We start from the raw sequence: 23,796 nt of genomic DNA, 5'->3' as shown, positions 1-23,796 counted from the left end.
GTCCGCGGCCGCGTAGAACACCGAATGCGTGCCCGCGGGCAGGGTCAAAAAGTCACCCTTCTCCCATCCGACCAGCTCGCCGTTGACCGCCGCGAAACCCCGCCCGTAGAGCACGTAGTACAGCTGGGAGGTGGCGTTGGGGCTGGTGTCGACCCGTTCGCCGGGGCGGATGCGCACGAAATTGGCCAGCAGCGCGGGGCTGGTCGCCGCGCCGGTCTCGATCCGCAGCTCCTTGGACAGGTCCAGCGGGATCACACCGGTCGGCCGATCGGTGTAGACATCCGCGTCGAACCGGGTAATCGGCACCTGCGGGACGTGTCCCGAGCCGATCGGGTTGGCGGCCTTGGAGTACTCGAAGAATTCGGCGTCGCCGGTCCAGTCCTGGAAGCGGCCTTCGAACCCGTACTCGGCCACGTTGACCATCGGCGCGGGGACCGTCGGATCCAGGTTCGGGGTCAGGGTTTGTTCGGTGACGGACATTTGCACGGCTCCTGGGCTTCTTCGGCTCGTCTCATGTTTCTTTCGTATCTATCTTGTATCTCAGTTGTCGCCCTGTCAAGGGCTGCGGTGGTGTACCGTCACCACACTGCTGGGATACGACTTAGCTACCGGAAGGCTGCAGTGGCAACGAGCGAGCCGCGGCCGGGCACGGCCAAGGACCGGGCGCTGGACTACGTGAAGACGCGGGTGCTCACCGGCGCGTTCCCCGGGGGCGAGTTGATCAGCGAGGGGGATGTCGCGACGGCGCTGGGCATGTCGCGCACCCCGGTGCGCGAGGCGTTCCTGCGGCTGGAGGCCGAGGGGCTGCTGCGGCTGTACCCGCAGCGCGGCGCCCTGGTCGTCCCCGTCTCCCCGGACGAGGTTCGGTCGGTGATGGAGGCACGGCTGGTGCTCGAGCAGTTCGCCGCGACCAAGGTGGTGGGCCGCGGACCCGCCACGTGCGCAGCGGTTTTCGAGAAGATGTCGGCGGAGCTACGACGGCAGCGGGAAGCCGTCGACCGCTCCGATTGGCCCGAATTCCTCGACGCCGACCGCGCCTTCCACGCCATCACGCTGACGGAGTCGGGAAACACCATCCTGTCGGGCTTCTATGCGTCGCTGCGGGACCGGCAGATGCGGATGATCGGCGAATCGGCGCTGCGCGATCCCGACCGGGTGGCGGCGATCCTGGACGAGCATCGCGAAATCGCCGAGGCGCTGCGCGACGGCGACGGTCAGCGCGCGCTGCGTGCGGTGCAAACCCACCTGGCGGGCACGGTGCGCGCCATCGGGCTGGCGGCGGACCTGATCTGAGTTCCGCGCGAATTGTGTTAGAAGTTCCTCTTTTCGGGAAATCCTCTCGAAGATGGCGCCCACCCCGGGAGCCGTTATGACAGGAGCTGAAGTGATCACATCCATAATCCTCGCCATCGTCGTGGGCGCGATCATCGGTTTGGTCGCGCGTCTCGTGATGCCGGGTAAGCAGAACGTCGGCATGATCATGACCGTGGTGCTCGGCGCCGTCGGCGGTCTGATCGGGTCGTGGGCCGCCAGCCAATTCGGATACCACAACGCCAACGGTGGTGTGGCCTGGGTGCCGTTCTTCATCGGCGTCGGCGCCGCCATCGTCCTCATCGCGCTGTACGAGGCGCTGACGGGCCGCCGCACCGGCACCCGGCTCACCCGCTGAGCCGAAAGCTGCGCCGCCCGACCGGTTTTCGGTTGGGCGGCGTCAGCCGGCTATCAGCACCGCATAGCGCGGTTTGATGACGTCGTCGATGATGGCCAGCCGCTCGTCGAAGGGAATGAAGGCGGATTTCATCGCGTTGATGGTGAACCGCTCGAGATCACTCCAGCCGTAGCCGAAAGCCTCGACCAGGCGGCACATTTCAAGGCTCATCGTGGTATCGCTCATCAGCCTGTTGTCGGTGTTCACGGTCACCCGGAACCGGGTGCGGGCCAGCAGGTCGAACGGATGCTCGGCGATGCTGTTCACGGCGCCGGTCTGCACATTGGAGCTGGGGCACAGCTCCAGCGGAATCCGCTTGTCCCGCAGGATGGCTGCCAGGCGGCCCAGCCGGACCCGGCCGTCGCCGAGCACGTCGATGTCGTCGACGATGCGCACCCCGTGACCAAGCCGGTCGGCACCGCAGAACGCGATCGCCTCATGGATGGACGGCAGCCCAAACGCCTCGCCGGCGTGAATCGTGAAGCGCGCGTTATGGTCTCGCATGTACTCGAAGGCGTCCAGGTGCCGGGTCGGCGGATTGCCCGCCTCGGCGCCGGCGATGTCGAACCCCACAACTCCCTTGTCCCGGAACCGAATCGCCAGCTCGGCGATTCGGCGCGACACCGCGGCGTGCCGCATGGCGGTCACCAGCAGTCGCACCACGATCGGCCGGCCGGCGGCGGCGCAGGCCTTCTCGCCGTCGGCGAAGCCGGCCAGCACGGCCTCGACGATCTCGTCGAACGACAGCCCGCGGTCGATGTGTAGCTCCGGCGCGAACCGGATCTCGGCGTAGACAACGGAATCGGCGGCCAGGTCTTCGACGCATTCATAGGCGACGCGATGCAGTGCCTCGGGTGTCTGCATCACCGCCACGGTGTGCGAGAACGGTTCGAGGTAGCGCTCCAGCGACCCGCTGTGCGACTGGGTGCGAAACCAGGTGGCCAGCTCGTCCACGTCGGTGGTGGGCAGCCCGTCGTACCCCGTCTCCTCGGCGATCTCCACCACCGTCGACGGGCGCAACCCCCCGTCGAGGTGGTCGTGCAGCAGCGCCTTGGGCGCCTTCTTGATCTGCTCGAGGCCCAGCTTCATCGTCTAATTCAACCCCGTGGTCACGGTGCGATCCGATCGATGATCAGCGGGCGCGGCGCCGGTGGCGTGTCGCCGACGCTGAAGCCGCCGTCCAGTTCGGCCAGCGCGGCGCCGAGGCGCTCCGGGGTGTCGGTGTAGAGGGTGAACAGCGGCTCGCCGGCCGCGACCGGCTCGCCGGGCCGGCGGTGGATCCGGATACCGGCGCCGGCCTGCACCCGTTCGCCCGGACGGGACCTGCCCGCACCGAGCCGCCACACCGCCAGCCCCACCGCCATCGCGTCGATATCGCCCATTGTGCCGCCCCGGCCGGCGGTCACGGTGTCGGAATGCGCACCGATCGGCAACGGAACCGACAAATCACCGCCCTGGGCGGCGATCAGGCGGCGAAACCGGTCCATCGCGGTGCCGTCGCGCAGGGTCTCCGCCGGGTCGTGGCCGTCGACGCCCGCCAGTTCGAGCATCTCCCGCGCCAGCCGCACCGTCAGCTCGACGACGTCGGGCGGGTCGCCGCCGGCCAGCACGTCCAGTGATTCGGCGACCTCCAGGGCGTTGCCGACGGCCGCGCCCAGCGGGGCGTTCATGTCGGTCAGGAGCGCGCGCGTCGGCACCCCGTGCGCCTCGCCCAGCCCGACCATGGTGTGGGCCAGTTCGCGGCAGCGCTCCGGGGAGTCGAGCAGCGCACCGGAGCCGACCTTCACATCGAGCACCAGCGCCCCGGCCCCCTCGGCCAGCTTCTTGCTCATCACCGAGCTGGCGATCAGCGGCAGCGACTCGACGGTGGCCGTGAGGTCGCGCAGCGCGTACAGCTTGGCGTCGGCCGGCGCCAGCTCGCCGGCGGCGAAGATGGCCGCGCCCACGTCGCGGAGTTGGTCGCGCACCCGCCGGCTGGACAGGGCGGCGGTGAACCCGGCGATGGACTCCAGCTTGTCCAGGGTGCCGCCGGTGTGCCCCAGCCCGCGCCCCGACGCCTGGGGCACCGCGGTGCCGCAGGCGGCGACGACGGCCACCAGGGGCAGGGTGATCTTGTCCCCGACGCCGCCGGTGGAGTGCTTGTCGACGGTGGGCAGGTGCAGGTCGCGAAAGTCCAGCCGTTCACCGGAGGCCAGCATCGCCGCGGTCCAACCGGCGATCTCGCCGCCGTCCATGCCGCGCAGGAAGATCGCCATCAGCAGCGCCGACATCTGTTCCTCGGCCACCCGGCCGTGGGTGTAGGCGTCGACGACCCACTCGATGGCGGCGTCGGACAGCCGGCCGCCGTCACGCTTGGTGCGGATCACCGTCGGCGCGTCGAAAGCGTGGTCGGTCAACGGGGTTCCCGCGGCAGGTCCGCGCTGAAGGCGTCGGGCAGTAGCTCGCCGAGGCGGCGGGGCCCGGCCGGGTGGTCGATCAGCAGCTGCGGGCCGCCGTGCTCCAACAGCAGCTGGCGGCACCGCCCGCACGGCATGAGCGCGCGACCCTCGCCGTCGACGCAGGCCAGCGCGATCAGCCGGCCGCCGCCGCCGGCGTGCAGGGCGCACACCACGCCGCATTCGGCACAGAGACCAAGGCCATATGAGACGTTCTCCACATTGCAGCCGGTGACCACGCGGCCGTCGTCGACCAGGGCGGCGGCCCCCACGGGGAACCGCGAATACGGCGCGTAGGCCCCCGCCGCAGCGTCGATCGCCTTGTGGCGCAGCGCATTCCAATCGACATCTGCCATATCGCAACCCCGCTCAGCCATGGGCAATCAAGACCGCCAGCCTAACTCTGACACGAGCATTCGCCGGGCGGGCTGGTCGGCGCGGGCGGCGCCCCGCGCGGGTTAGGCTGAATTGCCCTCCCTTGATGTCAGAAGGCGGTGAGGACTGGGTGAGCACACAGACGACAACCGCGGATCCGGCAACGCAATCTGCACCCTTGCGCAAGCGGCGACCACCGCGGACCCTGTATCGGGGCGACCCGGGCATGTGGTCGTGGGTGTTGCATCGCATCAGCGGCGCGACGATCTTCTTCTTCCTGTTCGTCCACGTGCTGGACGCCGCGATGCTGCGGGTCAGCCCGCAGACCTACAACGCGGTGATCCACGACTACCAAACCCCGGTCGTCGGCCTGATGGAGTACGGGCTGGTGGCCGCGGTGCTCTTTCACGGGCTGAACGGGATCCGCGTCATCCTGATCGACTTCTGGTCCGAGGGCACCCGATACCAGAAGCTGATGTTCTGGATCGTCGGCGTCGTCTTCCTGCTGCTCATGGTCCCGGCCGGCGTGGTGACGGGCATTCACATCTTCGAGCACCTGCGATGAGCTCCCCCGACCTGCAGCTGGGCCGCGGCCAGGTGGCCCCGGTCCGCCAGCGCAGCCACGACCGGCCGGCCAGCCTGGACAACCCGCGCTCGCCGCGGCGCCGCGCGGGCATCCCCAACTTCGAGAAGTTCGCCTGGCTGTTCATGCGGTTCTCCGGCGTCGCGCTGATCGTCCTGGCCGTCGGGCACCTGTTCATCATGCTGATGTGGGACAACGGCGTTTACCGCATCGACTTCAACTACGTGGCGCAGCGCTGGGCCTCGCCGTTCTGGCAGTTCTGGGATTTGGCGCTGCTGTGGCTGGCGCAGCTGCACGGCGGCAACGGCCTGCGCACCATCATCGACGACTACAGCCGCAGCGACCGCACCCGGTTCTGGCTGAACAGCCTGTTGCTGTTGTCGATGGGGTTCACGTTGGTGCTGGGCACCTACGTGCTGGTGACATTCGACCCGAATATCGGAGCGTGACGCCGTGATCCAGCAACACCGATACGACGTGGTGATCGTCGGCGCCGGCGGTGCCGGCATGCGCGCCGCGGTGGAGGCGGGTCCGCGCGTCCGGACCGCGGTGCTCACCAAGCTCTATCCCACCCGCAGCCACACCGGCGCCGCCCAGGGCGGGATGTGCGCGGCGCTGGCCAACGTCGAGGACGACAACTGGGAATGGCACACCTTCGACACCGTCAAGGGCGGCGACTATCTCGCCGACCAGGACGCGGTGGAGATCATGTGCAAGGAAGCCATCGACGCGGTGCTCGACCTGGAGAAGATGGGGATGCCGTTCAACCGCACCCCCGAAGGCCGCATCGACCAGCGCCGGTTCGGCGGGCACACCCGCGAACACGGCAAGGCCCCGGTGCGCCGGGCGTGCTACGCCGCCGACCGCACCGGCCACATGATCTTGCAGACGCTCTACCAGAACTGCGTCAAGCACGACGTGCAGTTCTTCAACGAGTTCTACGCGCTGGACCTGGTTCTCACCCAGACGCCGAGCGGCCCGGTGGCCAGCGGCGTGGTGGCCTACGAGCTGGCCACCGGCGAGATCCATGTGTTCCACGCCAAGGCCGTGGTCTTGGCGACCGGCGGCTCGGGCCGCATGTACAAGACCACCTCCAACGCGCACACCCTGACCGGCGACGGCATCGGCATCGTCTTCCGCAAGGGACTTCCGTTGGAGGACATGGAGTTTCATCAGTTCCATCCGACCGGACTGGCCGGGCTGGGCATCCTGATATCCGAGGCCGTGCGCGGCGAGGGCGGCCGGCTGCTCAACGCCGACGGCGAGCGGTTCATGGAGCGCTACGCCCCGACCATCGTCGACCTGGCGCCGCGCGACATCGTCGCGCGGTCAATGGTTTTGGAGGTGCTGGAAGGCCGCGGCGCGGGCCCGAACAAGGACTACGTCTACATCGACGTGCGCCACCTCGGCGAGGACGTGCTCGAGGCGAAGCTGCCCGACATCACCGAATTCGCCCGCACCTACCTCGGCGTCGACCCCGTGCACGAGCTGGTCCCGGTCTACCCGACTTGTCACTACGTGATGGGCGGCATCCCCACCACCGTCACCGGACAGGTGTTGCGGGACAACACCGCCATCGTCCCCGGCCTGTACGCCGCCGGCGAGTGCGCCTGCGTGTCGGTGCACGGCGCGAATCGGCTGGGCACCAATTCGCTGTTGGACATCAACGTCTTCGGGCGCCGCGCCGGCATCGCCGCCTCCGACTACGCCGACGGGCACGACTTCGTGGACATGCCATCGAATCCCGAGGCGATGGTGGTCGGCTGGGTCCGCGACATCCTCAGCGAGCACGGCAACGAGCGCGTCGCCGACATCCGCGGCGCGCTACAGCAGTCGATGGACAACAACGCCGCGGTGTTCCGCACCGAGGAGACGCTCAAGCAGGCGCTCACCGACATCCACGCCCTCAAGGAGCGGTACTCCCGAATCACCGTGCACGACAAGGGAAAGCGCTTCAACAGCGACCTGCTGGAGGCCATCGAACTGGGCTTTTTGCTGGAGCTGGCCGAGGTCACCGTGGTCGGGGCGCTGAATCGCAAGGAATCCCGCGGCGGTCACGCCCGGGAGGACTACCCGAACCGTGACGACGTCAACTACATGCGCCACACCATGGCCTACAAGCAGGGCACCGATCTGCTGAGCGACATCGCGCTGGACTTCAAGCCCGTCGTGCAGACCCGCTACGAACCCAAGGAACGGAAGTACTGATGTCCGACAGCGTCGACGTCGAGGTGGACCGCGGACCGGAGCCGCCGTTGCCGCCCGTCCCCGAGGGCGCCGTGCTGGTGACCCTCAAGATCGCCCGGTTCAACCCCGACGACCCCGACGCCTTCGCGGAAACCGGTGGCTGGCAAAGCTTTCGAGTGCCCTGCCTGCCCAGCGACCGGCTGCTCAACCTGCTGATCTACATCAAGAGCTACCTGGACGGCACGCTGACCTTCCGGCGCTCCTGCGCGCACGGGGTGTGCGGCTCGGACGCCATGCGCATCAACGGCGTCAACCGGCTCGCCTGCAAGGTGCTGATGCGTGACCTGCTGCCCGAAAAGCCGGGCAAGCAACTCACCATCACGGTCGAGCCGATCCGCGGACTACCGGTGGAGAAGGACCTGGTGGTCAACATGGAGCCGTTCTTCGATGCCTACCGCGCGGTCAAGCCGTACCTGGTCACCAGCGGGAATCCCCCTACGCGCGAACGCATTCAGAGCCCCACCGACCGTGCCCGCTACGACGACACCACCAAGTGCATCCTGTGCGCGGCCTGCACGACGAGCTGCCCGATCTTCTGGCACGAGGGCAGCTACTACGGGCCGGCGGCGATCGTCAACGCGCACCGGTTCATCTTCGACAGCCGCGACGAGGCCGCCGCCGAGCGCCTGGACATCCTCAACGAGGTCGACGGCGTGTGGCGGTGCCGCACCACGTTCAACTGCACGGAGGCCTGCCCGCGCGGGATTCAGATCACCAAGGCGATTCAGGAGGTCAAGCGCGCGCTGATGTTCACGCGCTGATCACCTACGCGGGTCGCACAGCTCGTGATGACTGCTCCGGTTGCCGCCCAACCGCTTTGCCTCATACATCGCGGCATCGGCGGCGGTGACCAACTCCCCCAGCAGCGATTGCGGTTCCGAGGCGCTGTCGTCGAGGTGGGCGCAGGCCGTGCCGATGCTGGCGGTCACTCCGGCGGCCGACGCCGCGATGGCGCGACACATCCGCGCGGCCAGCGACTCGGCGTTGCACGCCTTGGCGGTGCCGGCCAGCAGGAACTCCTCACCGCCGCTGCGCGCCACCACCGAGTCCTCGGAGGCGGCCGACAGGGCCTGGGCGACCTGGACCAGCGCCCGGTCCCCCGCGGCGTGACCGTGCCGGTCGTTGATGTCTTTGAAGTGGTCGAGGTCGATCAGCATGACCACCAGGTGGGAGTCGATGCCCCGCCGGGCCAGGATCATGCCCAACGCCTCGTGCTGGAACGTGCGCCGGTTCAGCAGGCCCGTCAGCGGATCGCGGTCGGCCTGCAGCAGGTCCCCCGTCAGGGCGCGCATCAGAATCCGAATGGCCAGCGGCAGCGCGATGTTGACCTCGATCACCAACCACAGATCCACCCCGGCGAGGCTCGGGTGCCCGGACCTCGCCAGCGACAAGGCCTCCCACGACCCGACCGCGGCGGCCACCGCGAAGTTGTACAGCACGAATCCCGTGGTGTGGAAGAACGCCATGTACGCGCCGAAGGTCGCGAAGGCGATGCAGCCGATCAGCGCGGCCAGCGGGTTCGGATGCGCCAGGCAGGCCAGCGCGACGGAGGTGTTGCAAATCAGGGCGTACGCGAGGGACTGCCCGCGCGTCGGCCAGCGCCATGCCCACAGCAGAACGCCCGCCACCCCTCCGGTGACGGCCGTCCACATCATCGCCACGGGCACCGATCCGCGGGGACCGTCCGAGCCGGCCAGCAACGCGATGAGGCACAGCACCATCGACGCCGAGATGAGCGCCATCACGGCCCGAGTGGCCCCGCTGATGCCCCGCGACGCGAGATAGCCGGAGAGCCAGTCGTACTGATCGGCCCGCCGGCTAAACAGCGCGGTCACCGTTGACTCGCAATCGCCACCACCGCTCATCGACGTCGAAAGGCTAGCCGCATGCTACGGCTCTCCCGCCCTCCCCCGAGGCGGATTGCCGCGTCTGTGCGCGCGAGGCCGTCACACTTTCGCGTGCCATCCCGTCTGAGGGATATGACACAGAAAACGCGCATCGAGCCCCTGTCCCCCAACCGCGCCGGGCCGCTGACCCGCGCCATGTACCGGATCGCCAAGCGCCGCTACGGCCAGGTACCCGAGCCCTTCACCGTGACCGCCCACCATCGCAAGTTGATGGTCGCCGGGGCCGTGCACGAGACGATGCTCGACCGGGCGTCCAAGACGCTGCCGGTCGGCGTGCGCGAGCTGGCGGTGCTGTGGACCGCTCGCAGCATCGGCTGTTCCTGGTGCGTCGACTTCGGGTCCATGCTGCAGCGCCTGGACGGCCTGGACATCGAACGGCTCAAGGACATCGACAACTACGCCACTTCGACGGCGTTCACCGACGACGAGCGCGCCGCGATCCGCTACGCCGACGCGATGACGACCGATCCGCACACCGTCACCGACGAGCAGGTGGCCGACCTGCGCGCCCGGTTCGGCGACGCGGGCGTGATCGAGCTGACCTATCAGATCGGCGTGGAGAACATGCGGGCCCGGATGAACACCGCGCTGGGCATCACCGAGCAGGGCTTCAGTTCCGGGGACGCGTGCCGGGTTCCGTGGGCGGGCGACGATCGCGCGGCGGCTACCGGTCGCTGACCCCCGGGGCTACATTGGCGGCATGCGCGTCTGGGACTTGGGTCCGGGCCGGCTCTTGGTGGCAGGCGTGTTTTCCGACCTCGCCCTCCACCATCACCCCGCGGTTCAGGTCACGGTCGGCGGCCACGGGCCCGTGACGCTCACACGCGACGGCGACGGCCCGCAGGCTTGCCGACTGGTGGTGGTCGGCAGCGGAAAACGCCATGCGGTGCGATCGGATTCGGCCTCCGACGCGTTGACGCTGTACCTCGGGCTGCAGACGGTTGCGGGCTTCGCCCTGCACACGTTGAGCCACAACCGCGGTCGGGGCAGTTGGGTCGTAGACGACGGGGCCGGGCTGGCCGTGTCGACGGCGCGTGCGCTCAAGACGGACGGCCCGCATGCCGCGGCCGATTTCCTGGTCGACGGGCTGTGCGGGGCGGCGTGCCGAGGTGTTGGCGCCCCGGCGGCCATTCATCCCCAACTGCGTCGGGCGATCGAGGTCGCGTCGAGCCGAGTGCCGAACCGAGTCGACGTGGCATCGCTGGCCAATGCCGTTGCCCTGTCACCGGATTACCTCGGCCGGCTGTGCCGAGAGCAGACCGGGGCGTCGATGTCGGCCACCATCCGCTGGACGCGGCTGGTGACCGCGGTGGCCCACCTCGTCGCCGGCCGCTCGGTCACCGATGCCGCCCATCTGGCCGGGTTCGCCGACGGTGCGCACGCCAATCGGGTGTGCCGGGAGATGACCGGCGCGGCACCGCGCGAACTCGCCCGAGCGGTTCGCGCCGCGACCTGACGGATCCGTACAAGCGTTCCCTTCGCCGCCGATCCACGCTGAACATGTCGGCGAGCGAAGGGAGTCAATCATGGCCACGCCGTCGCGCATCCGCGTTCAGGCCGCGGCGATCCGCGCCGTCTTCGGGTTACCGGCACCGGCCCGACGGTTGTTGGCGGGCTCGCCCATCCGAATCGACGGGCAGCAGCTCGATCTCGACGCGCAGCTCGTCATCCGCCTCAAAAACCGTTCGGGCTCAGACGTTTTCACCGATCCGATCGATGCGGCCCGGGCGCGATACGACCAGCTGCCCCGGATCGTCCGGTACCGCACGCCCCGGCCTGTCGAGGTCCGCGAGGTCGCCATCCCCGCCGCGCACGGCGACATCCCGGCCACTCTGTACACCCCCGCGGACGCGCCGTCACCGTCCGGCCTGCTGGTCTACTACCACGGTGGCGGCTTCTCGGTCGGGTCACGCGTCAGCCACGACCCGGTGGCTCGATACCTGGCCCACCACGCGGGCGCGCGGGTGCTCTCGATCGAATACCGGCGCGCGCCGGAGCACCCATTCCCCGCCGCCGTGCACGACGCGATCGCCGCATTCGAATATGCGCTCGCATCGGCGGCGGAGCTGGGCGCGGCCCCCGACCGGATCGCGGTCGGGGGTGACAGCGCCGGAGGAAACCTCGCGGCGGTGACCACGCAGCACGCCGCGCAGCGCGGCGGCGGTATCCCGGCCTTCCAGCTGCTGATGTATCCGCCCACGGATCTCGCCGCGCGGCGACGCTCGCACGACCTGTTCGCCGACGGGTGCTCCACCTTCACCGACCGGAACCTGCGCTGGGCGCTGGGCAACTACGTCCCCCCGGCGGTCGACCGAAGTGACCCGCGCCTGTCGCCGCTGCGCGGTGACGTCACCCAGCTGCCACCGGCCTACGTCGCCAGCGCCGGTTTCGACCCGTTGCGCGACGACGCCGTGGCCTACGCGGACAGGCTGCGGGCCGGGGGCGTTGCGGTGACGCTCAGCCGGCAGCCCGACCTGCCGCACGCATACCTCAACTTCGTCGGGCTCGGGGGCCGGTTCGCCGAGGCCGCCGCCGAGGCCGCCGCGGCGCTGCGCCTCGGCCTGGCGGCCGCCGCAACCCGGAGCCGATGACCAGCGCTCCCCCGATCGACGGACCCGGGGTCGTCCGATGTGGGGAAGGCCGGCTCCCCCACCGCGGGGGCCGGACGGTGGAAAGACACGGCGCGGCCGAGCGGGGATAGTCATATGTGCCCGAAGACGGACGCCACCGGACTTGGAGAATCGACATGGACCAACTCGTTAGCTCCGATCGGTGGGCGCCGCAACGACGGCTCGGCGTCGTGGATGGGTTGGGCCCCCGCACCACCGCCCGGTTCTACGCGATGCTGTGCGAGAACCATCGGGCGCTGACGGGAGGTTCGTACCCGGACGTGGTCGTGCACACCATCGGTGTGCAGCGGCGCCTGGTGGACGCCACCACGGCCGGCTCGCCTCGGCCCGGGCACCAGGAAGCGTTGCGGGACCTCGTGACCCGGACCTCTCGCTCCCTCGCCGGAACCGGCGCGGACGTGATCGCCGTCGCGTGCAACGCCACCACGGTCGACCCCGCGCTAGGCGCACTGACATGCATCGGCATGGTCGAGGCGACCGGCCGGAAGCTGCAACGCCTGAACGTCCGCCGGGTCGGTCTCGTCGCGTCGAGCATCATGGTGTCCTCCGCGGCCTACGAGCGCGGCCTCGGCGAGGCCGGCATCGCCGTCGTCGCCCCGGCCCCGGGCGATCAGGAGATCGTCGACCGGTTCATCGAGTCGCTGCAATGGTCCACGGCTCCCGTCCCGGTCCCCGAGGAATTCCGCCGGGTCGTCGCCGGGCTCGCGGAGAATGTGGACGCGCTGATACTGGACTGCAATGAGCTCTACGGCGTCGTCGACGCCGAGATGGCGGGCAAGCCCGTCGTCGACAGCGTGACCGCGCTGGTCGAGGAAGCGTCCCGCCTACTGGTGGATCCGGTCGCCCGCGCAACCCCGCCGACCGACATTGAATCCATTGCCGCGGCGCGGCCGTCCCGCCGCTGGGCGCTGTCGCGTTGGCGGCCGCACCGGCCGCAGCGCGGCGCCGGCGAACTCATTCGAATCCGCGACATCGCTTAGGGCACAAGCCTTTTCGTTGCCCACGCCGATCGCGAGAGTTCGCGGCGGCAATCCTTGATGCCGGCCGCCGCCGTCGGGGGCCCCGGCAATCGCCCCCGTCCGGGCAGTGCGACATTGAAGGCATCGGCGCCCGCCGTCCCCGCGAAGAGGGCCGCGGATGAACTTCGGCAGAGTCGGTGAAAACCGCTCGCCCATCGTGATATACAGCCATTACTCCTGGGCTCGTCGCTAGTCATCGCTGGGTCGGCCACGGCGGACGGGGGGCCGGCTTGCCGGGGCATACAGGTTGCGGAACTGGGTGCGAAGCCAAACGGAGGGGTATGAAGTCGCCCTTGGACTGGTCGCTGATCGACTTCCCGGCGCAGGCGCTGATCGCCGTGTCGGTGCTCGGCCTTCTGGTCGCGCTGTTGTGCAGGCGGGGGCGCCAGTGGTGGCTACGGGCGGTGCCGCTGTGCGTGGCCATAGCGGTGGCGGTCGCGGCGGCCGGCTATTACACGGTGAACTACCGCTGGCATCCCTACCCCGACGTCATCCCGTGGACGCTCTTCGCCTGGGGCGGGGTCGCCGCCCTGGTGTTGTGCCTGTCGGCTGCCAGGATGCGCCGGTCCGGCTGGCCGGTGCGCGCGCTGATGGTGCTGGGCGTGCTGTGGTCGGTGGTGGTGATCGCCGCGCAGGCCAACATTCACTACGCGGCGTTCACCACCGCACGCAAGCTGGTGAACCCGCTGCTGCACCCCGTCGGCGACCTGTCCTCGGTCGCCTCGAGCCAGGCCAGCGCGGTGCGCGCCGCGGCGGGCAGCACGCTCGAACAGCTGTGGCAGCCGCCGGCGAACATGCCCGCGGACGGCCAGGTGGTGAAGGCGTCGATTCCGGCGTCCAGCCGGTTCAGCCCGCGTGAGGCGCTGATCTACCTGCCCCCGGCCTACCTGGCCACGCCGCGGCCCGAACTGCCCGTGCTCGTACTGCTTCCCGGCGACCCCGGAGCGCCGCGCGATTGGATCGACAAGGTGCACGTCGACGACGCGCTCGGCCAGTTCGCCGCGCGTCACAAGGGCCTGGCCCCGGTGGTGGTGATGGCCGACCAGCAAGGTGTCGCGGAAAACAATCCGAGCTGCGTGGACTCCGCCTGGGGCACGCCGCAGACCTACCTGGCCGAGGACCTTCCCCGCTGGGTATCGGCGAACCTGCAAGTGAGCCGGGACCACCGCCAGTGGGGGATCGGCGGCCTGTCGTCGGGCGGCACCTGCTCGCTGCTGGTAGGGCTTCGAGCCCCCGAGGCCTATGCCAACGTGGTGGACATGTCCGGCCAGCGGGAGCCGATCCTGACCAGCCACGCCGAAATCGTCGCCAAGTTGTTCAACGGCGACGAGGCCGCCTACAACAACGTCACACCAAAGGACATCATGGCCAAGCGGCAGTATCCGGACACCAACGCGCTGATCACGGCGGGCTCCGATGATGGGGTCTACAACCCCCAGCAGCGGGAGATCTACGCGGCCTGCCGGCAGGCCGGCATGAACGCACAGTGGCAGGAATTTCCCGGAGGACACACCTTCGCCGTGTTCCGGGCCTCGTTCGAAGCGGCGATTCCGTGGCTGGCGGCGCGCACGGGGCTGACCCAATGACCGCCGCGGTGCTCGACAAACCGACGACGGTGCTCGACAAGCGCGCCGTCGTTCAGCACAACGCGCGGCGGGCGTTCGCGCTGCTGCGACAGTCGCCCGTCACCGTCGGCCTGGTCGTCACGCTGTGGGTGCTCGGCGCGGTCACCCACGCGTGGTCGGTGTGGTCGAACAACACCGAGAATGCGCCGGGCATGCCCCACGGCCTGGTGACCAAGGTGGCCATCGGCACATCCCAGCTGGAGCGCGGCTTCTGGTGGACGCCGTTCACCGCGGGGCTGTGGAACGTGTCGCTGGCCGCCTACGTCGTCGCCACGCTGTTCACGGTGGCCGTGGGCGTCCCCGCCGAACGGTTGCTCGGTCCTCGCCGCACCGCCGTATTCCTGGTGACCGGCCAGGTGCTGAGCAGCCTGCTCGGTGTCGGCGCCGTCGCGCTGCTGTCACGCACCGGCGACTCCTGGTTGACCAACCTCGACAAGGAGGTCGCGGTCGGCACCACGCCGGCGCTGGTCTGCCTCGCGGTGGTGATGACGTTCAAGCTGTCGGCGCTGTGGCGCCGCCGGCTGCGGCTGTTGATGTTCAGCGGCGTGGTGGTGTTCGCGCTGTATTCGGGCACCCTGCTCGACGTCTTGCGGGTTTTCGGCGCGGTGGCCGGACTGCTGTTGGGCTGGCTGTTCTACCGGTCGGAGGCGCGCGCCGCCGTCTCGCCCCCCTCCCGCTCGGAGGCCAGGGTGCTGGTGGCCACGCTGGTCGCGGCGACGGCATTCGGCCCCCTGCTGACCCTGCTCGGTTCCACCGGCGCCTGGCTGGCCTACCCCGGCTACGGCCCGCTGCGAATCTTGCAGTCCCTGTTCGCCTCTCCCGCCGAGGACAGCGAGCGCATGCGGCAGCTGTGCGTCGATCCCGGGTTGAGCGAGGCGTGCCGGCTGGCGGTCTCGCAGACCCTCGGGACCGGGGTGGGTTCGGCGATCACCTCGGTGGGGCCGGCGCTGCTGCTGCTCGCGGCCGCGGTCGGATTGCGCCGGGGGCGCCGCTTCGCTTGGTGGCTGGCGTTGCTGCTGAACGCGGCGCTGGTCGCGGGCAGCGCCTGGTTCGCCGTGCTGTGGACCCGCGACGCGGCCGACGCGGGATCTTTCGTGCACGACGCGGACGACACATACTCGTTCGCCCACGATACGTTGATTCTCATCGCCCCAATCGTGGTGCCCTGCTTGATGATTGCGCTGTTGTTGTTCACCCGGCCCTTGTTCACGGTGACCGCGCCGCGCGCCACCTATCTGCGGCTGGGGCTGGGCCTGGCGGCCACCGCGTTGCTCACCGCCGGCGGCTATCTGCTGGTTGCATTTTGGGAGCGCAAGGAATTCGATCCCCCGCCGAGCCTCGCCCAGCTGGTCTCCGACCTGCCCACCCGCTACCTGCCGCCGGCCTACGAACTGGCGCACAGCGCAAAGTTCCTGCCCAACAGCGGGCTTGCGCTCCTGGCCTGGGAGTTCTGCGGCGCGGTGTTCTGGGTGATGCTGCTGGCGGGGTTGGTGGTCAGCTTCTGGCGGGCGAGCGTCGTAGTCGACGACGAGGCGGCGACCCGGGCACGAAACCTGATGGTGGCCAACAGCGGATCCTCGCTGGCGTACATGAGCACCTGGCCGGGCAACGCGTATTGGTTCACCGATGACGGACGGGCGGCGTTCGCCTACCGCGTGGTGGCCGCGGTCGCGCTGACCACCGGCGGCCCGCTGGGCGACCCCGGCGCGCAGGACGACGCGATCCGCGGGTTCGAGCGGTTCTGCGACCGTAACGGCTGGACGGCCTGCATGTACAGCATCACCGAGGACGTGCGCGACCGCGCGCTGGCGCTGGGCTGGTCGGCGGTGCAGGTGGCCGAGGACACCGTGGTGCCGTTGGCCGAGCTGGAGTTCAAAGGCAAGAAGTGGCAAGACATTCGGACCGCGCTGAACAAGGCGGCCAAGGAGGGCATTCGCGCCGAGTGGACGAGCTATCCGGAGGCGCCATTGTCGATACGCGACCAGGTGCGGGTGATCTCCGAGGAATGGGTCGCCGACAAGGGCATGCCCGAAATGGGTTGGACGCTGGGCGGTTTGGACGAGCTCGACGACCCGGACGTGCGCTGCCTGATCGCCGTGGACGAGCAGTGGATCGTGCACGGCATCACCAGCTGGTTGCCGGTCTACCGGGACGGGCAGACGGTCGGCTGGACGCTGGACTTCATGCGCAGGCGGGGCAGCAGCCCCTTCAAAGGCGTGATGGAGTTCTTGATCGCCTCTGCCGCACAGAGCTTTCGGGAGGAGGGCGCGGAGTTCCTCAGCCTGTCCGGCGCCCCGCTGGCCCGGCTGGCCCGGGGCAACGAGGTCACGGCGTTGGACCGCATCCTCGACGTCACCGGCAAAGCCCTGGAGCCGGTATACGGCTTCCGCTCGCTGCTCAGCTTCAAGGCCAAGTTCCAGCCCGAGTACCAGCCGCTGTACATGGCCTACCGCGACCCGTCGTCGCTGCCCGCGATCGCCAACGCGATCAGCCGCGCCTACCTACCGAACCTCACCGCGCGCCAAGGGATCCGGCTGGCGCGCAAACTCGCCCGCAGATAGTCGCCCGCCATGGCGACTCCGGCGTCAGGGGCGCCGCAGCGGAGAGCCGGTGAACTTGTCCGGGTTGGCGATATCCCATAGGGCGCTGACCTTCCCGTCGCGCACCGTCACCGCCGTGATCCGCGGCAGCATCTCGCGGTACCCGTCGGCCGCGGGCAGCCCGGCGGTGTAGATGCCCAGCTCGCCGTTGACCAGCCCCAGCTCGTACGAGGTGAACATGCCCGGGCCGTAGCGCTGCGCCAGGCCCAGCATGAACCGGACCACCTTGTCGGGGCCGCGGATGGTCTGAACGGCCGTGGGCGCCTTGCCATTCGAATCGCCGGTGAAGGTGACGTCGGGATGCAGCAGCGAGACCACGGCGTCCAGGTCGCCGGCGGCCATGGCGGCCATCAGCCGGCCCACCACCTCGTCGTGCGAGGGGTCGGGCCTGGGCGGCGGCTCGGCCGTCACGGCCTTGCGGGCCCGCGACGCCAGCTGCCGGGCGCCGGCCTCGGTGGTGCCCAGCGCCTCGGCAACCTCCGCGAAGGGCACCGCGAACCCGTCGTGCAGCACGAACGCGACCCGCTGATCCGGCGACAGCCGCTCCAGCACCACCATCGCCGCGAACCGGGCGTCCTCTCGGGCCACCACGGCCGACAGCGGGTCGGTCCGGTCGAAACCGGTGACCACCGGTTCCGGCAGCCAGTTGCCGGTGTAGGTCACGCGCCGGTGCGCCGCCGAGCGCAACTTGTCCAGGCCCAGGCGGCTCACCACGGTGGTCAGCCAGGCCCGCAGGTCGTCGATCTGGCTGCCCTGCCCGTCCCAGCGCAGCCAGGCCTCCTGCACGATGTCCTCGGCGTCGGCCACGGTGCCGGTGAGCCGGTAGGCGACCGCCATCAGGTGCGGTCGCAGGGCTTCGAATTGTGAGACCTGTTCGGTCCCGGTCATATCGCGAGCCTAGCGCGGCGACGGCGAGCGCCGAAACGGCGCGAGTAAGGAGCCACGCCATCAGACCTAGCGCGGCCGAAACGGCGCCAGAAAGGAGCCGCGCCAACGGACCGGCGCGGCTAGTCTCGCAGACACCATGACAGAACACCTGTGGCTGCACTTCGCCCGGCACGGCGCCGGAATCAACCCGCCGGTCATCGTCCGCGGCGACGGCGTGACCATTTTCGACGACCGCGGCAAGAGCTACCTCGACGCCCTGTCCGGGCTGTTCACGGTGCAGGTCGGGCACGGCCGCACGGAACTCGCCGAGGTCGCCGCGCGGCAGGCCAGCACGCTGGCGTACTTCCCGCTGTGGGGTTACGCCACCCCGACCGCGATCGAGCTCGCCGAGCGGCTCGCCCACGACGCCCCGGGCGACCTGAACCGGGTGTTCTTTACCACGGGCGGGACCGAGGCCGTCGAGACCGCGTGGAAACTGGCCAAGCAGTACTTCAAGCTGACCGGCAAACCCGGTAAGCACAAGGTGATTTCGCGGTCGATCGCCTACCACGGCACCACCCAGGGCGCCCTGGCCATCACCGGCCTCCCGTCGTACAAGGCGCCCTTCGAACCGGTGACGCCGGGCGGCTTCCGGGTACCCAACACGAACTTCTACCGCGCGCCCGAGCCATTCGCCAACGACCCCAAGGCGTTCGGGCGATGGGCCGCCGACCGGATCGCCGAGGCGATCGAGTTCGAGGGCCCGGAGACCGTCGCCGCCGTGTTCCTCGAACCGGTGCAGAACGCGGGCGGTGCCATCCCCCCTCCCCCGGGCTATTTCGAGCGGGTGCGCCAGATCTGCGACGAGCACGACGTGCTGCTGGTGTCCGACGAGGTGATCTGCGCCTTCGGCAGGATCGGCTCGATGTTCGCCTGCAGTAGTGAGCTCGGGGACTTCGGCTACGTGCCCGACATGATCACCTGCGCCAAGGGCCTGACGTCGGGCTACTCACCGCTGGGCGCGATGATCGCCAGCGAGCGATTGTTCGAGCCGTTCAACGACGGCGCCACCGTCTTCCCGCACGGCTATACCTTTGGCGGACACCCGGTTTCGACGGCCGTCGGGCTGGCCAACCTCGATATCTTCGAGCGCGAGGGCCTCAACGATCGGGTCAGGCAACACGCGTCCGCGTTCCGCGCCACCCTGGAGAGGTTGTACGACCTGCCCGTCGTCGGCGACGTCCGCGGCGAGGGCTACTTCTACGGCATCGAGCTGGTCAAGGACAAGGCGACCAAGGAGACGTTCAGCGCCGCGGAATGCGAACGGGTGCTGCACGGCTTCGTGTCCCCCGCGCTTTTCGAGGCGGGCCTGTACTGCCGCGCCGACGACCGCGGCGATCCGGTCGTGCAGGTGGCGCCGCCACTGATCAGCGGTCAGGACGAATTCGACACCATCGAATCGATCCTGCGCGACGTGCTCGGCAAGGTGTAGCCGCCTTTTCCGAGCGCGGGCAAACATAACGATTAGCGGAAATACAAGTCGCCGCCGGCCGCCGGAGGTGTACGTTCGCCGCGATGGGCGCTCTTGGCCGAACCTCTTAAAGGAGCCGCGGCAGGGTGAAGAACGGACCGGGGGCCAGACCGGCTGGCAAAGCGCCGTTGCTGCCGCGGACGATCACCCGTCTCGCGGTGCCGATCGTGCTGTTGTGGCTGGGGCTCACCGCGATCCTCAATATCGCCGTCCCGCAGTTGGAGGCGGTCGGCAAAACCCACTCGGTGTCGCTGAGCCCGAAGGACGCGGCCGCGGTTCAGGCGATCAAGCACATCGGCCAGGTGTTCGGCGAGTTCGACTCCAACACCGCGGTGACGATCGTGCTGGAAGGCGACAAGCCCCTCGGTAGCGACGCGCACCGGTTCTACGGCGAGCTGATACGCAAGCTGTCGGCGGACACCTCGCACGTCGCGCACATTCAGGATTTCTGGAGCGATCCGCTGACCGCGGCGGGATCCCAAAGCGCGGACGGCAAGGCCGCGTACAGCGTCGTGTACCTCGTCGGCAACAACGAAACCCAGGCGTACAACTCGGTTCACGCGGTCCGGCGCATCGTGAACGGCACACCGGCGCCCCGCGGGGTCAGGGCATACGTCACCGGCCCGTACGCGCTGATCGCCGACCAGACCGAGGCCGGCGACAAGAGCGTCGCCAAGGTCACCCTGATCACCACCCTGGTGATCGCGGCGATGTTGCTCTTCATCTACCGATCCGTGGTCACCATGGTTTTCGTCCTGGCCATGGTCGGCGTCGAGCTGGGGGCGATCCGCGGGGTCGTCGCGTTTCTGGCCTCCCACAACGTCGTCAGCCTGACGACCTTCGCGACGAACCTGTTGACCCTGCTGGCCATCGCCGCCAGCACGGACTACGCGATCTTCATGCTCGGCCGCTACCACGAGGCGCGTCACCTCGGTGAAGACCGAAAGACGGCCTTCTACACCATGTTTCACGGCACCGCCCACGTGATTCTGGGCTCGGGCCTGACGATCGCCGGCGCCATGTACTGCCTGAGCCTGGCCCGGCTCCCGTATTTCAAGACGCTCGGGGCCCCTTGTGCCGTCGGCATGTTGGTGGCCGTGCTGGCCGCGCTCACGCTCGGCCCGGCGGTGCTGAGTGTGGCCGGCTTCTTCAAGCTGCTGGATCCCAAGCGTCGGCCGAACACTCGGTGGTGGCGGCGGGTGGGCACCGCGATCGTCCGCTGGCCCGGCCCGGTGCTCGCCGCCACGTGCGCGGTGGCGTCCGTCGGCCTGCTGGCCCTACCGAACTACAAGACGACGTACGATCTGCGCGGATTCATGTCGCCGGACATGCCGTCGCTGGTCGGGGACCGGGCCGCGGGCCGGCACTTCTCGCAGGCCCGGCTGAATCCCGAGGTGCTGTTGATCGAGACCGATCACGACATGCGCGACCCGGTCGACATGCTGGTGCTGGACAAGATCGCAAAGGCCATCTTTCACAGCCCCGGTGTCGCACAAGTGAAATCGATAACCCGGCCGCTGGGGACCCCCATCAAGCACACCTCGATCCCGTACATCCTCAGCATGCAGAACGTGGTGAACGACGAGAACACGCAGTTCATGAACGGCCGGCTGGAGGACATGGTGGTGCAGGAGCAGGCCATGGACGCATCGATCGCGGCGATGCAGCGCATGTATCAACTCATGGGCGAGATGATCGACGACACCACGGATATGGATCACCTCACCCACGACATGTCGGCCATCACCGACACGATCAGGGATCACTTCGCGGACCTCTCGGATTTTCTTCGGCCGATCGGCAGCTATTTCTATTGGGAGAGGCACTGTTTCGACATCCCGGTCTGCTGGGCGTTGCGAGCGATATTCGACACGTTCGACAACGTGGACCAGCTGAGCGAGAAGCTGCAATTCCTCGCCAAGGACATGGACGTCCTGATCAGGCTGTTGCCCCAGATGCGCGCGCAGATGCTGCCGATGCTGTCGACGATGACCATCATGCGAGACGTGTTGGTGGTTTGGCACGGCACCCTCGCGTCCTTCAACAAGGAACAGGAGATGAACAGCAAAGACCCCGGCGCGATGGGCCGGGTCTTCGACGCCGCCAACGTCGACGAGTCGTTCTATCTGCCCCAATCGGCCTTTGACGCACCGGGTTTCAAGCGGGTGCTGAAGTTGTTCGTGTCGCCGGACGGCAAGGCGGCCCGCTTCATCATCTCGCTGGACGGGGATCCCGCTACGCCCGAGGGCATTTCCCGCGTCGAGCCGATTCAGCAGGCGGCCAAGGAGGCCATCAAGGGCACGCCGCTGCAGGGCGCCGTGATCTCGATGGGCGGCGTCGCGGCGACGTTCAAGGACCTGCAAGAGGGCGCCCTCTACGACCTGCTGATCGCCGTCGTCGCCGCGATCAGCCTGATCTTGATCATCATGATGATCGTCACCCGAAGCATCGTCGCCGCCGCCGTCATCGTCGGGACGGTGCTGCTGTCCCTGGGCTCGTCGTTCGGCCTGTCCGTCCTCGTCTGGCAGGACATTCTCGGCATCGACCTGTACTGGCTGGTGTTGGCGATGTCGGTGATGCTGCTGCTGGCGGTCGGATCGGACTACAACCTGTTGCTGACCTCCCGGCTCAAGGAGGAGATCTACGCCGGGCTGAACACCGGGATCATCCGCGCGATGGCCGGCACCGGCGGGGTGGTCACCGCGGCGGGCATGGTGTTCGCCGTGACGATGTCCCTCTTCGTGTTCAGCGATCTGCGGATCATCGGTCAGATCGGGACCACCATCGGCCTGGGCCTGCTGTTCGACACGCTGATCGTGCGCTCGTTGATGACGCCGTCGATCGCCGCGGTGCTCGGGCGCTGGTTCTGGTGGCCGCAACCGGTGCGCCCGCGCCCGGCCAGTCAGATGCTGCGGCCGTACGCGGCCCGCCGGTTGGTGCGCGCCCTGCTGCTCACGCCCGTCGAGCGGTCGCCGCGGGCGGACCCGCGCTAGGCGGGCACCGCCGCACTCCGTGGCTGCGACGCGGGCGCGCCCAGCGCCGCAACGGCGGCGGCGACGGCCAGGACCACGACGACGGCCAGCGGCCAGATCGCGGAGCGGTTCTGCGCGATGCCGCCGAAAGCGCCGCCCAACGCCGTGGTTTCGAGGGCGAGCAGCGTCGAGCAAAATGCGATGAGCGTTCCGCGGTGGGGTTCGGCGGCCACCACGCTGATCCACGAAATCGCCGCGGCGAAGACGGCCAGGGCGGCGACCGTCGCCAAGAAGAAGGCCGTGCCGTAGGCCCACATGTGGGTCCACTGGCCGCACGATTGGGCCGCGATGGACAGCGCGCCTGCGGCGGCGCTGAGCAGGGCGCTGCCCAGCATCATGCCGCGCACCCCGAACAGCTGGTGAACCTTGTGCCACAGCGCGGAACCGATGACCATGCCGGTGGTGGACAGGAACACCAGCACCCGCAGATTGCCGCTCTGTTGCGCGGTGCGCAGCGCATAGAAGGTGGTGCCCAGCGTCACCGGAGCGAACAGCAGGAAGGTGACCACGTACCGGCGAAACCACGGCTGGGTGCGGGCGACCTCGATGCCCTGCCGGTAGGTCTCGCGCACGGACGTCCTCGGGGCGGTCGAGGCGGACCGTACCGGGCCGACGAACAGTGCGGCGAAGCCGGAGGCGGCCAGGCCGAACGCGCCCAGGCACAGCAGGTCGCGGTGCAGCGTCGCCTTGTCGCCGGTGGCCAGCCCGGGCACCACCAACAGCGCGGCGACCGTGGCCACCACCGACGCGATGGTCCCCTGGACCATGAGCAGCTTCAGCGCGGACAGCTTGCCGGAGGCCATGTCCGGGTAGGCGACGTTGGAGACCGCGACCAGGACGCCCCCGCCGGCGCTCGTCAGCAGGAATATCGCCGCCGCGAGCACGCCGTTCCAGGCGATCACCGAGTCGCACAAGATGAGCGCGGCCGCGCCGGCCGCCATCGCCGCCAGCATCAGGTGCCGCATCTGGCCCACTCGCCGCAGGACCGCGGGCGACACCGAATTGCCCACGATTGATCCGAGGCCGTACGCCGGAAACAGCAGCGCGGCCAGCCAGGTCAGGCCCAGGTGCGCGCAGATGAACGGCAGCACCACCGCGCCGTTGCTGAACTGCATTCCGGCGGTGTAGAACGCGCCCTGGGAGGGCATGCGCGGGAACGGGTTCGTCTGGGCTGCGACCCCGTCCGGTACTACGGCCATGACGAGGACGTTATGCGCGCTGAGCAGGCAGAACTATC

Annotated in this window: 18 protein-coding genes and 3 pseudogenes; 14 read left to right on the top strand and 7 right to left on the bottom strand. The window is 68.9% G+C overall.

Annotated elements, in window-relative coordinates; translation table 11 throughout:
- Nucleotides 1-480, bottom strand: a pseudogene (locus A5702_RS15360) (cupin); the annotation flags it as partial.
- Nucleotides 481-621: 141 nt separating this feature from the next.
- On the opposite strand from A5702_RS15360, the gene A5702_RS15355 reads away from it, so the two are divergent.
- Both A5702_RS15355 and A5702_RS15350 read left to right on the top strand, forming a co-directional pair.
- Nucleotides 622-1,293, top strand: coding sequence for a GntR family transcriptional regulator (locus A5702_RS15355; RefSeq protein WP_068221731.1), 672 nt, complete (start codon nt 622-624; stop codon nt 1,291-1,293).
- A gap of 91 nt (nt 1,294-1,384) precedes the next feature.
- Nucleotides 1,385-1,669, top strand: coding sequence for a GlsB/YeaQ/YmgE family stress response membrane protein (locus A5702_RS15350; RefSeq protein WP_055402930.1), 285 nt, complete (start codon nt 1,385-1,387; stop codon nt 1,667-1,669).
- A gap of 42 nt (nt 1,670-1,711) precedes the next feature.
- On the opposite strand, the gene A5702_RS15345 is transcribed toward A5702_RS15350, so the two are convergent.
- From A5702_RS15345 to A5702_RS15335, 3 genes are read right to left on the bottom strand one after another with little or no spacing between them, the layout of a single operon-like run.
- Complete coding sequence (locus A5702_RS15345) at nt 1,712-2,797, bottom strand: adenosine deaminase (protein ID WP_067819362.1); 1,086 nt, start codon at nt 2,795-2,797, stop codon at nt 1,712-1,714.
- Between the two features lie 20 nt (nt 2,798-2,817).
- Complete coding sequence (locus A5702_RS15340) at nt 2,818-4,104, bottom strand: thymidine phosphorylase (RefSeq protein WP_068221729.1); 1,287 nt, start codon at nt 4,102-4,104, stop codon at nt 2,818-2,820.
- Entirely contained in the window at nt 4,101-4,499 is a 399-nt protein-coding gene (locus tag A5702_RS15335; RefSeq protein WP_068221727.1) for a cytidine deaminase, read from the bottom strand. Before A5702_RS15335 ends, A5702_RS15340 begins: the two co-directional genes overlap by 4 nt.
- 245 nt (nt 4,500-4,744) lie before the next feature.
- On the opposite strand from A5702_RS15335, the gene sdhC reads away from it, so the two are divergent.
- From sdhC to A5702_RS15315, 4 genes are read left to right on the top strand one after another with little or no spacing between them, the layout of a single operon-like run.
- Nucleotides 4,745-5,083 (top strand): succinate dehydrogenase, cytochrome b556 subunit, encoded by a 339-nt coding sequence (sdhC, locus tag A5702_RS15330; protein WP_067819368.1) that lies wholly within the window; start codon nt 4,745-4,747, stop codon nt 5,081-5,083.
- On the top strand, nt 5,080-5,550 hold the full coding sequence (locus A5702_RS15325; RefSeq protein ID WP_055402940.1) for a succinate dehydrogenase hydrophobic membrane anchor subunit: 471 nt from the start codon (nt 5,080-5,082) through the stop codon (nt 5,548-5,550). The genes sdhC and A5702_RS15325 overlap by 4 nt, the downstream gene beginning before the upstream one ends.
- Nucleotides 5,551-5,554: 4 nt before the next feature.
- Nucleotides 5,555-7,309 carry a succinate dehydrogenase flavoprotein subunit gene (sdhA, locus tag A5702_RS15320; RefSeq protein WP_068221725.1) on the top strand — a complete coding sequence of 585 codons (1,755 nt, stop codon included), beginning with the start codon at nt 5,555-5,557 and terminating at the stop codon, nt 7,307-7,309.
- A complete protein-coding gene (locus A5702_RS15315; protein ID WP_055402944.1) occupies nt 7,309-8,109 on the top strand; it encodes a succinate dehydrogenase iron-sulfur subunit in 801 nt (266 codons plus the stop codon). Before sdhA ends, A5702_RS15315 begins: the two co-directional genes overlap by 1 nt.
- Here A5702_RS15315 and A5702_RS15310 read toward each other — a convergent pair whose 3' ends face one another.
- Nucleotides 8,110-9,183, bottom strand: a complete 1,074-nt coding sequence (locus tag A5702_RS15310) for a diguanylate cyclase (RefSeq protein WP_055402946.1) — start codon at nt 9,181-9,183, stop codon at nt 8,110-8,112.
- A 111-nt stretch (nt 9,184-9,294) separates the two neighbouring features.
- Here A5702_RS15310 and A5702_RS15305 point away from each other — a divergent pair.
- The 6 genes and pseudogenes from A5702_RS15305 to A5702_RS15280 form a co-directional block, all read left to right on the top strand.
- Nucleotides 9,295-9,933 (top strand): annotated as a pseudogene (locus A5702_RS15305) (carboxymuconolactone decarboxylase family protein); the annotation flags it as partial.
- Nucleotides 9,934-9,955: 22 nt separating this feature from the next.
- Complete coding sequence (locus tag A5702_RS15300; RefSeq protein WP_068221719.1) at nt 9,956-10,711, top strand: helix-turn-helix transcriptional regulator; 756 nt, start codon at nt 9,956-9,958, stop codon at nt 10,709-10,711.
- Between the two features lie 70 nt (nt 10,712-10,781).
- Nucleotides 10,782-11,846, top strand: a complete 1,065-nt coding sequence (locus tag A5702_RS15295) for an alpha/beta hydrolase (protein ID WP_055402952.1) — start codon at nt 10,782-10,784, stop codon at nt 11,844-11,846.
- Nucleotides 11,847-12,001: 155 nt separating this feature from the next.
- Nucleotides 12,002-12,865, top strand: a complete 864-nt coding sequence (locus A5702_RS15290; RefSeq protein ID WP_055402954.1) for an aspartate/glutamate racemase family protein — start codon at nt 12,002-12,004, stop codon at nt 12,863-12,865.
- Nucleotides 12,866-13,185: 320 nt separating this feature from the next.
- Complete coding sequence (locus A5702_RS15285) at nt 13,186-14,490, top strand: esterase family protein (RefSeq protein WP_068221717.1); 1,305 nt, start codon at nt 13,186-13,188, stop codon at nt 14,488-14,490.
- The gene (locus A5702_RS15280) at nt 14,487-17,090 is read left to right on the top strand and encodes a phosphatidylglycerol lysyltransferase domain-containing protein (protein WP_068221715.1); all 2,604 of its coding nucleotides are present in this window, start codon (nt 14,487-14,489) and stop codon (nt 17,088-17,090) included. The genes A5702_RS15285 and A5702_RS15280 overlap by 4 nt, the downstream gene beginning before the upstream one ends.
- 24 nt (nt 17,091-17,114) lie before the next feature.
- On the opposite strand, the gene A5702_RS15275 is transcribed toward A5702_RS15280, so the two are convergent.
- Nucleotides 17,115-18,017, bottom strand: coding sequence for a sigma-70 family RNA polymerase sigma factor (locus A5702_RS15275; RefSeq protein ID WP_068221713.1), 903 nt, complete (start codon nt 18,015-18,017; stop codon nt 17,115-17,117).
- Nucleotides 18,018-18,132: 115 nt separating this feature from the next.
- On the opposite strand from A5702_RS15275, the pseudogene A5702_RS15270 reads away from it, so the two are divergent.
- Nucleotides 18,133-19,488, top strand: a pseudogene (locus A5702_RS15270) (aspartate aminotransferase family protein); the annotation flags it as partial.
- A 125-nt stretch (nt 19,489-19,613) separates the two neighbouring features.
- Complete coding sequence (locus A5702_RS15265) at nt 19,614-22,520, top strand: RND family transporter (RefSeq protein ID WP_068221709.1); 2,907 nt, start codon at nt 19,614-19,616, stop codon at nt 22,518-22,520.
- Here A5702_RS15265 and A5702_RS15260 read toward each other — a convergent pair.
- On the bottom strand, nt 22,517-23,758 hold the full coding sequence (locus A5702_RS15260) for an MFS transporter (RefSeq protein ID WP_156669638.1): 1,242 nt from the start codon (nt 23,756-23,758) through the stop codon (nt 22,517-22,519). The genes A5702_RS15265 and A5702_RS15260 overlap by 4 nt on opposite strands.
- Between the last annotated feature and the right edge of the window lie 38 nt (nt 23,759-23,796).

This window comes from Mycobacterium sp. E3339 (assembly GCF_001666915.1).
Lineage (GTDB): Bacteria > Actinomycetota > Actinomycetes > Mycobacteriales > Mycobacteriaceae > Mycobacterium.
This window is presented reverse-complemented; position numbering and strand designations above follow the sequence as displayed.